The 11,214-nt window shown below is 40.8% G+C and carries 13 protein-coding genes; 9 read left to right on the forward strand and 4 right to left on the reverse strand.

Annotated elements, in window-relative coordinates; translation table 11 throughout:
* The first annotated feature begins 6 nt into the window (after window positions 1-6).
* From eno to P1X15_RS24790, 5 genes are all read left to right on the forward strand, one after another.
* Window positions 7-1,284, forward strand: coding sequence for a phosphopyruvate hydratase (gene eno, locus P1X15_RS24770; RefSeq protein WP_028667828.1), 1,278 nt, complete (start codon window positions 7-9; stop codon window positions 1,282-1,284).
* Window positions 1,285-1,394: 110 nt separating this feature from the next.
* Complete coding sequence (locus P1X15_RS24775) at window positions 1,395-1,700, forward strand: septum formation initiator family protein (RefSeq protein WP_277340825.1); 306 nt, start codon at window positions 1,395-1,397, stop codon at window positions 1,698-1,700.
* Between the two features lie 50 nt (window positions 1,701-1,750).
* Window positions 1,751-2,239 (forward strand): low molecular weight protein-tyrosine-phosphatase, encoded by a 489-nt coding sequence (locus P1X15_RS24780; RefSeq protein WP_277340826.1) that lies wholly within the window; start codon window positions 1,751-1,753, stop codon window positions 2,237-2,239.
* A gap of 110 nt (window positions 2,240-2,349) precedes the next feature.
* Window positions 2,350-3,885, forward strand: a complete 1,536-nt coding sequence (gene gpmI, locus P1X15_RS24785) for a 2,3-bisphosphoglycerate-independent phosphoglycerate mutase (protein ID WP_277340827.1) — start codon at window positions 2,350-2,352, stop codon at window positions 3,883-3,885.
* A gap of 70 nt (window positions 3,886-3,955) precedes the next feature.
* A complete protein-coding gene (locus P1X15_RS24790; protein ID WP_277340828.1) occupies window positions 3,956-4,519 on the forward strand; it encodes a hypothetical protein in 564 nt (187 codons plus the stop codon).
* Window positions 4,520-4,521: 2 nt separating this feature from the next.
* Here the strand turns inward: P1X15_RS24790 and P1X15_RS24795 are convergent, their stop codons facing one another.
* Both P1X15_RS24795 and P1X15_RS24800 read right to left on the reverse strand, forming a co-directional pair.
* Complete coding sequence (locus P1X15_RS24795) at window positions 4,522-5,349, reverse strand: 1-acyl-sn-glycerol-3-phosphate acyltransferase (RefSeq protein WP_277340907.1); 828 nt, start codon at window positions 5,347-5,349, stop codon at window positions 4,522-4,524.
* Between the two features lie 128 nt (window positions 5,350-5,477).
* On the reverse strand, window positions 5,478-6,251 hold the full coding sequence (locus P1X15_RS24800; RefSeq protein ID WP_277340829.1) for an alpha/beta fold hydrolase: 774 nt from the start codon (window positions 6,249-6,251) through the stop codon (window positions 5,478-5,480).
* Window positions 6,252-6,644: 393 nt separating this feature from the next.
* Between P1X15_RS24800 and P1X15_RS24805 the strand changes: the two genes are divergently transcribed.
* Together P1X15_RS24805 and P1X15_RS24810 are read left to right on the forward strand one after the other, a co-directional pair.
* Entirely contained in the window at window positions 6,645-7,238 is a 594-nt protein-coding gene (locus P1X15_RS24805) for a DUF6915 family protein (RefSeq protein WP_277340830.1), read from the forward strand.
* Window positions 7,225-8,133, forward strand: a complete 909-nt coding sequence (locus tag P1X15_RS24810) for a hypothetical protein (protein WP_277340831.1) — start codon at window positions 7,225-7,227, stop codon at window positions 8,131-8,133. The genes P1X15_RS24805 and P1X15_RS24810 overlap by 14 nt, the downstream gene beginning before the upstream one ends.
* Window positions 8,134-8,177: 44 nt before the next feature.
* Here P1X15_RS24810 and P1X15_RS24815 read toward each other — a convergent pair whose 3' ends face one another.
* Window positions 8,178-8,741 carry a YcxB family protein gene (locus P1X15_RS24815; RefSeq protein ID WP_277340832.1) on the reverse strand — a complete coding sequence of 188 codons (564 nt, stop codon included), beginning with the start codon at window positions 8,739-8,741 and terminating at the stop codon, window positions 8,178-8,180.
* 140 nt (window positions 8,742-8,881) lie between these two features.
* On the opposite strand from P1X15_RS24815, the gene P1X15_RS24820 reads away from it, so the two are divergent.
* The gene (locus P1X15_RS24820; RefSeq protein WP_277340833.1) at window positions 8,882-9,760 is read left to right on the forward strand and encodes a phosphodiester glycosidase family protein; all 879 of its coding nucleotides are present in this window, start codon (window positions 8,882-8,884) and stop codon (window positions 9,758-9,760) included.
* A 1-nt stretch (window position 9,761) separates the two neighbouring features.
* Here P1X15_RS24820 and P1X15_RS24825 read toward each other — a convergent pair whose 3' ends face one another.
* Window positions 9,762-10,214: a DUF6265 family protein gene (locus tag P1X15_RS24825; protein ID WP_277340908.1), complete on the reverse strand. Its 453-nt coding sequence runs from the start codon at window positions 10,212-10,214 to the stop codon at window positions 9,762-9,764.
* Between the two features lie 203 nt (window positions 10,215-10,417).
* On the opposite strand from P1X15_RS24825, the gene P1X15_RS24830 reads away from it, so the two are divergent.
* The gene (locus tag P1X15_RS24830; protein WP_277340834.1) at window positions 10,418-11,206 is read left to right on the forward strand and encodes a hypothetical protein; all 789 of its coding nucleotides are present in this window, start codon (window positions 10,418-10,420) and stop codon (window positions 11,204-11,206) included.
* Window positions 11,207-11,214: the final 8 nt, after the last annotated feature.

Consider the following 11,214-nt stretch of genomic DNA (forward strand, 5'->3'; position numbering starts at 1 on the left):
GACAAGATGAGTACAATCCAATCGGTACATGCCCGTCAAATTCTCGACTCACGCGGTAACCCTACCGTAGAAGTTGAAGTTCGCACCGAAAATGGCTTCATGGGTCGCGCTGCCGTACCTTCAGGCGCTTCTACTGGCATTCACGAAGCAGTCGAACTCCGCGACGATGACAAGAGCGTGTATTTGGGCAAAGGTGTTTTGAAAGCCGTTCAAAACGTCAATGAAATTATCTATCCCGAATTATTAGGACTTTCTGTATATGAGCAAAATCAGATTGACAAAATCATGATTGAGCTTGATGGTACTGCCAATAAAGGTAAATTAGGAGCCAATGCCATCTTAGGTGTATCGCTCGCCGTAGCTAAAGCGGCTGCTCAAGAAGCTGGTTTATCATTGTTCCGCTACGTAGGTGGCGTAAATGCCAACACCCTTCCTGTACCTATGATGAACATCATGAACGGTGGCGCTCACGCCGACAACGCTATCGACTTCCAGGAGTTTATGGTAATGCCGACCAACGCCGAAACTTTCTCTCAAGCCCTACGCATGGGTACGGAGGTTTTCCACGCATTGAAAGGTGTATTGAAATCGAAAGGATACTCTACCAACGTAGGCGATGAAGGTGGTTTTGCTCCCAACATCCAATCGAACGTAGAAGCGCTTGAAACCATCCTAACGGCTATCGAAAAAGCAGGATACCGTCCGGGCGAAGACATCTTTATCGCCATGGATGCTGCCGTATCTGAGCTTTGGAACGAAGAAAAAGGCCGTTATGTATTCAAGAAATCAAGCAAAGAAGAATTGACTTCTGCCCAAATGGCTGATTTCTGGACCGATTGGGTAAACAAATACCCCATTATCTCCATCGAAGACGGTATGGCCGAAGACGATTGGGCAGGTTGGAAACTACACACTGAGGCTATCGGCAAAAAATGCCAACTCGTAGGTGACGACTTGTTTGTGACCAACGTTAAACGTCTCCAAATGGGAATCGAACAACAAGTAGCCAACGCAGTATTGGTAAAAGTGAACCAAATCGGGTCATTGACCGAAACTATCGATACCGTAAGCTTAGCAAAACGCAATAGCTACAAAAACATCATGAGCCACCGCTCAGGCGAAACCGAAGATAGCACCATCGCTGACTTGGCCGTAGCACTTAATACAGGTCAAATCAAAACTGGTTCGGCTTCGCGCTCTGATCGTATGGCCAAATACAACCAATTGTTACGTATTGAGGAAGAACTTGGCGAAACAGCCTACTTCCCTGGCAAAAACTTTTAAGGATTGTCTCATTAGCAGTTGGCTTGAGCCAACTGCTAATAGATACCAACATAGTTATATTTTAAAGAGTAAGTCTTATTTTTTCTTCCTACTCAAACAAAACTAAACCTATGAAATACCTTCGTTTGTTCCGAAATTTCTATTTTACAAGTTTAGTAATGTTGTTTGCATGGTTAGGCTTTTTTGAGCTCAACAGCATTCCAGACCAAATTGGCAACTGGTTTAAACTTCAAGAGCTCAAAAGTCAAAAAGAATATTATCTAGATCAAATAGAGTCCTTGAAAAAAGAACAAGCTTCCACCCTAGGTAGCGACAAGCTCATGGAAAAATACGCTCGCGAAAAATATTTTATGAAAAAAGACAGCGAAGACGTTTTTGTGCTTGTGGATGCCAAAGGGGAGCCATTTGAAAAGTAACCCACAGATTGTTGGATGTTTATACAACTACAATCGATACCAACATCGGTATGATTAATGTCTTATTTGTTTGTTTAGGTAATATTTGCCGTTCTCCCCTTGCCGAAGGTACATTCAGAGATTTAATAGAAAAAAAAGGGCTTTCTGCCAAAATTGCCTGCGATTCGGCGGGTACACATGGCTATCATATAGGTTCTCTCCCCGACCGCCGCTCACGCCGCGTTGCTGCCGACTACGGCATCCAACTTACCCACCAAGCTCGCAAACTTTCTAGTGATGATTTTGCCAATTTTGACTATATCATCGCCATGGATGAATCCAATTTAGAGTATATTCAGACGCAGAGTTATCGCTCTACGGGTTTTTATCCCGAAGAAGGACGTGTATTTCTTTACCGCGATTTTGATGAACAGGCCGATAGCTCCCATGTTCCTGATCCTTATTATGATGACATTACGGCCTTTGAAAATGTATATCAGATTGTGCTACGTTGTGGAGAGATTTTTTTAGAATACCTTATCAAAGAACACCATCTATAATTTGAAAATTTGAGACGATAATCGTTTAAAAATTGTTGATATAAAGAAAAGAATAAATAATAAAGCACTCTTTATTACTTAATTTTAGAAGTTTAAAATAAACCCACAATATGAGTCAAAAAGTCATTTTAATCATCATGGACGGCTGGGGTATCGCCAAAGTTGGCGAAGAAAATCGCTCCGCCGTAATCGCTGCCAATACTCCTTTTTATGATCGTATCTTACAACAATACCCTCATAGTAAACTAGAAGCGAGTGGCTTGGCCGTTGGCTTACCCGACGGACAAATGGGCAACTCAGAAGTAGGTCATACCAACCTTGGGGCGGGTCGTATCGTATATCAAGATTTAGTAAAAATCAACCTTGCCGTCGAAAATGGCACGCTTGCTCAGGAACCTACTTTGATAGAAGCCTTCAACTATGCCAAAAACGCTGGAAAAAAAGTACACTTTATTGGGCTGGTTTCTGACGGGGGTGTTCACTCTCATATCAATCACTTGAAAGGGCTTTGTACAGCGGCCCAAAATGCAGGACTAAGCGATGTATACGTCCATGCTTTCACAGATGGACGCGACTGCGACCCCAGAAGTGGCTTAGGCTTTTTGACCGATTTGGAACAACACCTCACTAAAACGACCGGAAAAATTGCCAGTATCACCGGACGTTTTTATGCCATGGATCGCGACAAACGTTGGGAACGCGTAGCCAAAGCCTATAACGCAATGGTCAGAGGAGAAGGGACACAAGTAGCCCCTAGCCAATTGCTAGAGAGTGTTCAAGCTTCATATGATGCCGATATTACTGACGAATTTATTGAGCCTATCGTGGCTGTGAATCAAGACGGCACGCCAGTAGCTACGATTGAAGACGGAGATGTGGTACTTTGCTTTAATTTCCGTACCGACCGTGGTCGTGAAATCACAGAGATGCTCACTCAGCAGGATTTCCCCGAGCAAAATACCCACAAACTAAGTCTGTATTATCTAACTATGACCAACTACGACGATGCTTTCGTAGGAGTCAAAGTTATTTATGACAAAGACAATCTTTCCAATACCCTCGGCGAAGTATTGGCCAATGCCGGCAAGACCCAAATCCGTATTGCAGAAACCGAAAAGTATCCTCACGTGACATTTTTCTTTTCGGGAGGTAGAGAAGTGCCTTTTGAAGGCGAAAAAAGGCTTTTGTGCCCTTCACCAAAGGATGTAAAAACCTACGATTTAAAACCCGAAATGGCTGCTTTTGACATTAGAAACGCCATTTTGCCCGAAATAGAAGCCGAAACAGCCGATTTTATCTGTCTCAATTTTGCGAACCCCGACATGGTTGGCCATACGGGTGTTTTTGAGGCGGTCGTAAAAGCCTGCGAGACCGTTGACCAATGTACCGAAGCCGTTGCTACGGCTGGAATGGCACATGGCTATACGTCTATTATTATTGCCGACCACGGAAATTCGGACTATATGCGCAACGACGATGGCACGCCAAATACCGCTCATAGTACCAACTTAGTTCCCTGTATATTTGTAGGAAATGAGTATAAAGGACAGCCCAAAGATGGCAAACTAGCCGACATTGCTCCCACTATCTTGGCACTTATGGACGTAGCTCAACCCCAAGAAATGACCGGAGAAAGCCTGCTGTAGTCTATACAACATATCTAATTTTAGAACTTTTCGAGTGCTTCTCTGGTTAAGTCCAAGAAGCACTTTTTTTATGAGACAACTACTTTTTATTGTTTTAATTTTCATAGGCACTTTCGGTTGTAACAACCCTACCGAAACTACCTCTGCACTTTCTTATTTTGACCTGAAAGGTTTTATTGACCAACAAATAGTCGAGCTAAACAAACGTAAACCGCTAGTTAGCAAGCAAATGTCTGTAGGAGCAGACAAAGAAGTCCTCAACACTACTCAAATTGATTGGGCCAAAGAATTAGAACTGTTTCTGAAAGCTGACCTCAACAAGCAAGCTTATCAATTAAGCTATGATGTCTCTCAGCCCGCATCTACTTCCTATGTATATACCCTCAAGCAAGGCGAAAACTTACCCGTTAAGCTATTGAAAATCACCCTTGACGGTGTTTCTAAAAAACCGTCGTCTGTGGAAGCTACTTTAAAAGAAGAAAATCAACTTTTTGAGTCAGAAAAAAAGCTATTGCTTACTTGTACAATGCGCCCCGAAGGTATTTGGCTTATCAAAACTTACGAAATAAGTGGATTTCAACATTTGACGTTGACAGATAAGAAAACATTTTCGGTGAAGGGTGAAATCAAATAATCTTATTCCCCTTCTTTTTTCATCCAAACCATTTTTTCAGGAATTTCCTGTTCTATTTCTTTACGAATTTTTTCGACAATATCCTCGACCGACATCGAATCATCAAACACCATTGGAGCTTTGAATCTTACGCTTAAGACGGTATTACGTTTCTTGAAACGCAACCCTTTTTTGTCAAAAGCCCTTCGAAAGCCGTTGATGACCACAGGAACGACAATCGGTTGATTTTCAAGAACCAAGTGTGCCGTACCTTTTCGGATAGGCGCATAGGGGCTCGTTGTACCTTGCGGAAAACTCACCACCCACCCGTGTTCCAATGCTTCAGCGACTTTATTGCCCGCCGAGGCGTCGCGCTCACGTTTTACATTTTTTCCTTCGGCACGCCACGAGCGCTCCACCGTCAGTGCCCCTCCTAATCCAAAAAGCTTAGGAACAATTCCGGCTTTCATTGTCTCACTAGCAGCTACATAATAACTACGCGCTCTTGGAGCCAACAAATACAGAGGCGGTACTATCGTACTTTTAAACCCCCACTTTACACTTGAAAAAATATGATAAAAGGAAATGACATCCGCAAAATAGGTCTGATGATTTGACAAAAACAATACCCCATTTTCAGGAAGATTTTCGAGATGCTCGATACCTTCGATTTGCATTTTGTTGACCACCGTAAAGCGCCAATACGTAAACCAACCAATGACTGAAATTAAGATGCGCTTGATAAACAGGGAGTTGCCAAAAGGGTCACGCTCAAATATTCCCATAAAATCCAGGAAAGCGAGCCATTGAGGAAGAAAACTAAACCGAGAAGGCGGGCGACGAAATGTCATCATTACAAGCTATATATACTTTCAAGGATGTAAAAGTAATAGAAGCTCGTAGAATTACAAGAGATAGGAATTTCTTAACAAAAAGTAGCCAAAGTTTGAACCCAAAACGTACAAACTTTGACTACTCACTATGCCAACTCAGCTATAGCGTGTTTTGCTAAAAACTGTTCCAACAATACATTGAAGCGTTCAGGGTGCTCCATCATAGGAGCATGACAGCATTTGTCAATGAAATATAATTCCGAATTAGAAATCAATCGATTGAACTCGTGCCCTACATGTGGTGGGGTGATTGTATCATTGAGTCCCCACACCAACAATGTCGGTGCTTGAATTTTGTGCAGGTCTTTTGCCACGTTGTTTCGCTGAGCTGATTTGGCAATCCCTACGATACTCATACATTTTGGAATACTTGATGTAGTTTCAAAAACTTCATCAATCAGCTCTTTAGTGGCTACTTTGGGGTCATAAAATGTATAAGCTACACGCTCAGAAATATATTCATAACTACCCCGCTTAGGATAAGAGCCTCCCATGCCATTTTCAAACAGCCCAGAGCTGCCTGTCAATACCAAACGTTTGACTTGCTCAGGATGTGTGAGAGTATACAAAATCGCAATATGCCCACCGAGCGAATTGCCAATGAGCGTCATATCACTTAGTTGTTGAGAAGCTACAAACCCTTCCGTAAAAGTTACCAAAGCTTCTAAACCTGCCTCCCTAGGATTCATTTCATAGATAGGAAGCATAGGAATGATAATGCGGTAATCTTTCTTGAAATGGTTAATTACCCCATCCCAGTTGCTGAGAGCACCAAACAAGCCATGCAGAAGCAACAGTACCTCTCCTTGCCCTTCATCGATGTATCGGTAATTGTTAGATTCTTTTACCAAGTAGCTCATAATCAAGGATTAAGTTTTATTTTATGGGACAAATCAAAGGAAAAATAAAAATTTTTAACTGATTTGTAAATGCTATGGCTACAAATATAGTTTATTCTCTTGAAAGAGTTTTATAAAATTTTCGTTAAACAAGAAATAATACCACACTTTCTAAACGAAAGTCAAATTAGTCAACTATTTGTAAATAAACGGGTTAAAGCCTATGTAGTATTAAGTTTTAACATCATCAAAATTGTACTTTTTCAATCTTTAAACTTCTAAAAATATTTTTATTTTTAATGCCTGTTTAATCTTACCCCTAAACAGATTAGCCTCGCTCCCGAGGATGCAGAGGTACGAGTATGAGAATTAAGTATGTAGCTTTTCTATCAAAAACTAAAACAGCTAAGTAAAATGAACGTTTGGAAGCATTGCTTATTATCAACAAAAAAATTTGGAGGACTGCCTGAGGACTATTTTAGCATTCATGATTTCATCGATTCTAGCAAATTGTTCATATTCCATGCAAAGCACCGCGCAATGCTTCACAATCTTTACGGTATCGAATTATGCATTTCTTTATTTGGACATTATATTGTCAACACTGATAACAAAACCATTTTAGTTCGAGATATTGCCGCCGAACATTGCAAGGAAGATTTAAGTGGTTTTATCCCAACCTTAAATGATTGGTTTATTGATTTTGAGTTGCCAAATGATTTTATTATACCTAATATTGAGGATTCACAATTAAAAGAATTTTTATTCAAACCTTTATTGCGCTCATCATGTAAATCATCAATGATAATTACTTGTAGTAATTTTGGTGTATATTTAGTTGAAAAAATTTATGGCCTAGAAAAAGCTCTATTACTGGCTCAATATATTTCACCTCAACAAACAATCAATCATCTTTTAAAGGATTTTCGACTTATTCATAAATGGCAAATTTTCCCTAGCAAAATTGATTTAATCTGGCTTCAAGAACAAGAAAATGAAAGAAATTGATAAATATGGACTAAAGCATGAGTTAAATGAATTACTTAAATCTGGAAAAAAAATCAAGCTTGATTTTGACTGTGGTAATGATGAAGGGCATGTTGCCCCCTTTGTTGATGGTCAATTATTAGAATACGACGATTTTTATTTCAATCTCGAAGAGCTAATTTTTGAAGAGTTAAATCTACCTAGCACTGGAGAAGATACTGTAACGGGAACAGGATATTTAACTCTTGAGGACAACAATATATATATCTATTATGATTTAACAAGCATTGCCTATGAGTGGAGTGAAGAAATTGATTATGAACAACCTGCGAGGTATATAGAAAAAAACCTCAAAGACCAATACCTCCTTCTATCAAGTGAATACGATAACCCAATCAAAGTCAAAGAATATTTGGAGGCAAAAGAAAAAAAACAAGAAAAGATTGAAAATATCCCAACAACTAATTTTTTATTATCTGAGCAGGAATTAGGGAATAGATTGAGAGGCAATCCTGAAGAAGAATTAGAAAAAAAACAAGAAATAGTAACCAAAACAATTCCTCAAAATAAAGTCAAAATCATGATTAAACCTACTACTATTAAGTCAATTGCTATCATTAGTATCGTCATTTCTGCTATTGGTATTGTACTCACTCTCATTTCGGGAATGTACGGTTTTTTTGGAACCGATATCATCAAATGGATTTTTTGTATCGGTGCTGCCTATTTTGGATTTAAACTTTCCGAGTATCAACTGGAACCCGAAGACATGCAAAAAGTGGGTAAAAGAATGTTATTAGTGCCTTTCCTTTCTATTGTACTTCTTTTTATTGGAGGTTTCGTAGGGTTAGGACTTTCGGTGGTTATGTTTGGATTTTTTTGGAGTTTGAAATCTAACTATGATAATTGGCAGTAATAGATATCTTCAAGAAATAAAAAAAGCGGCGTGTGCCGCTTTTTTTATTTCTTGTTATCTTCTACCAACAGATTCTTTTGTTTGAGAATCCGTTCAAAAAGCCGAATATCATGCTCGGAATTAAACACCGAAGTTGGGAAGTGCAGGAATTGCCCTTTTCCCATCACAAGCACATAGGCATCTTTGTGTTTATAAGCACTTTTGATTTGCTCCCACTGCATGATTCCCCCTTCTTTGGCATTGGTTTTGACCAAAATCTGACGGCTGTCTATTTCGTACATATACTTGTCAAACAACTGTTTGTACTGTTCGAGCTGCGTCACACCGGTATATTGTACCCACCAAAAACCCACATACAACAATGCCCCCAAAATAATAACGATATAAGCCCAAATATTGGGATAGACCCCCGTGATACCCAAAATTGCATTCACTAACAACAACCCAAGCGGTAGCAAGGTCCACACTTTTTGCTGCTCCCAGAGTTGTTGCATTGCGATATTTACGTATTGTTTTTTATCCAAACCAAACTTCTTGGTCTTCACCGCCAAAGGTGAGGTAGGCATTTGATAGACAGGCTGATGTTTATTTACGGGAACTTTTGCCATTGATTTTTTTTGTTAACTGTTGCTGGTTAATTATGAGTCGCCGAAGCGATTATGATTAAGTTTGTTTCTACTTTTGTCCGTTTTTATAGCTTTTTACTTCTACCTTCCCAACGAATTATGCCACAAAATTAGAAAATAAAATGAAACCGATTCTGTTTTTATTACTTCTAACCGTCTCCTATCTGCAAGCCCAAACTGACAGCGACTCAACTGCCTTGGTACAAGGCTCCTGGGAGATACAAAACTTAACCAAGGGTATCATTTGGAAGAAGATACACTTCCAAAACAATGAGCTTTTTAAGGCCAATCAAAGCATCAATATCTTGGAATTGCCTCTCAAAAGCCGACAATTTTCATGGGCACTTGCTACGGCCGATTCTCTCAAAAAAACCGACAAAACCAAAGGTCAACTCCGCCCTGCTAGCAAAATAGCGCAAGAGAACGGGGCTATTGTGGGAGTCAACGGAGGATTTTTTGATGTAAAAAATGGTGGTTCGGTCGATTTTTTTAAAAGCCGAGGGTATATCACTGATACAACGAGAGCTTTCAAAGGAAGCACGGCGGCATTTCATGGAAAAGCCGCCGTGGTCATTGCTCACAAAAAACTTAAAATTTTGAAAGGCCAACCACAAGTAGGCTGGGAATACCACCTTCCTTACAAAGATGTAATGCTATCGGGGCCGTTGCTCCTGCTTAATGGACAGCCTGAAACGCTGGACAAAAACGCATTTAACGATAATCGGCATCCTCGTACTTGTGTCTGTATTACACATCACAACAAGGTTTTGCTTATCACTGTGGATGGGCGCTCGTCCCAATCTTTTGGGGTGAACTTACCCGAACTTACCTTTTTGGCGCGGCAACTAGGCTGCCGCGACGCCCTCAATCTCGACGGAGGCGGCTCTACTACGATGTGGATCGCCGACCAAGGGGTGGTCAACTATCCGAGTGACAACAAAAAATTTGACCACGCAGGCGAAAGAGCAGTCAGCAATGTGCTGCTTGCAGTCCCCAAGTAGGTTATTTCACACGGTTAAAAACAAACAAATCCATAAAAACCCACTTACCGTTTTCTTGTTTGCCCCGCTGAATGACAAGCTGGTTTTCGCTACGATGCTCATAAATGATACGCACTGAAGCGTCTTCTTTTTCAAAAAGAGCTTGACCTTTCTTGGCTTCAATAAAACGATAACGATCCGAAATCTCTTTTTCCTCCATGGCAATCAAACCTGGCTTGAAATGCTTTACCAATACAATGGGTCCTTTGGCGGTTTGTTCAAAAACGAGCATTTCGTACATGGTTACTTTGTCGTCTTTCATCATCCGCATGAAGCCTGTCAGGTTGTCGCCGGCGGGAGCAGCCCAAAATGCCTCAATAGGCCCTCCATTGAAAGTACCTAGCCAATGCCCTTTCATAAAAGACACATCGGCCAAAGTGGCCGTTTGGGCAAAGGTAGTAGCACCGAAAAACATAGCCACTGAAAAAAAGAAGGAAAATACGCGCTTTGCACGCAGTTTTGTAGAATGACTCATGAATGTCAAATTTGTTTTGAAAAGAAAAATCTATCTTGTGCATAAGACAATGGAGACTAAAAATTACTCCCCCAAAACCAACAGCTAGTAGGTATGAGAAGGCTAGAGGCCGCTTTCTGAATATAGTCTTTATTATTATAACAATGTATAAAATTCTGATTTTACTCACTGGGCTGACTTTACCTCTAACTGTACAGGCTCAAACCGCCCACGAAATTCAACGTTTCCAACTCGCAGAGGTCAAACAAGGAGTAGCTGTAGATGCGGAGCATTTTTATGTCATCAACAACACCTCCATTACCAAACATACCAAGGCAAGTGCCAAACAGGTAGCGGCGTGGAAAGATTCGACGGGACTACTCAAACATCTCAATAGCGGTATCGTGATTGGGAACAAGCTCTATTGTGCGCATTCCAACTATCCCGACAAACCCATGAATAGCTCCATCGAAATCTTTGACAAAACTACCCTCAAACATATTGATACCCACAGTTTTGGTCTTTTTCCGGGCTCAGCTACTTGGATTGATTTTTATCAGGGGCATTGGTGGGTAGCTTTTGCCAATTACTCCGACAAAAATTCGGACGGTGGGCGCGACAATCGTTGGACTACCCTCGTCAAATTTACGTCTCAATGGCAACAAGTTGCTTCTTGGGCTTTTCCTGCTTTGCTTTTAGAAGCCTTTTCACCAAAAAGTACTTCTGGAGGTACTTGGGGCAAAGACGGCTTGCTCTATTGCACCGGCCACGACAAGCCTGAGCTATACGTACTCAAATTACCCTCCAGAGGAGCTACTTTAGAGTATATCAAAAAAATACCTACCATCAGCGAAGGCCAGGGTTTTGCGTTTGATCGTAGCCACAAATCCAAATGGCTCCAATACGGAATCACCCGAACGGGCAATTATGTGGTGGTGTCGGAGATTAAATAGAATATCTA

The organism is Runella sp. MFBS21 (assembly GCF_029433105.1).
Taxonomy (GTDB): domain Bacteria; phylum Bacteroidota; class Bacteroidia; order Cytophagales; family Spirosomataceae; genus Runella.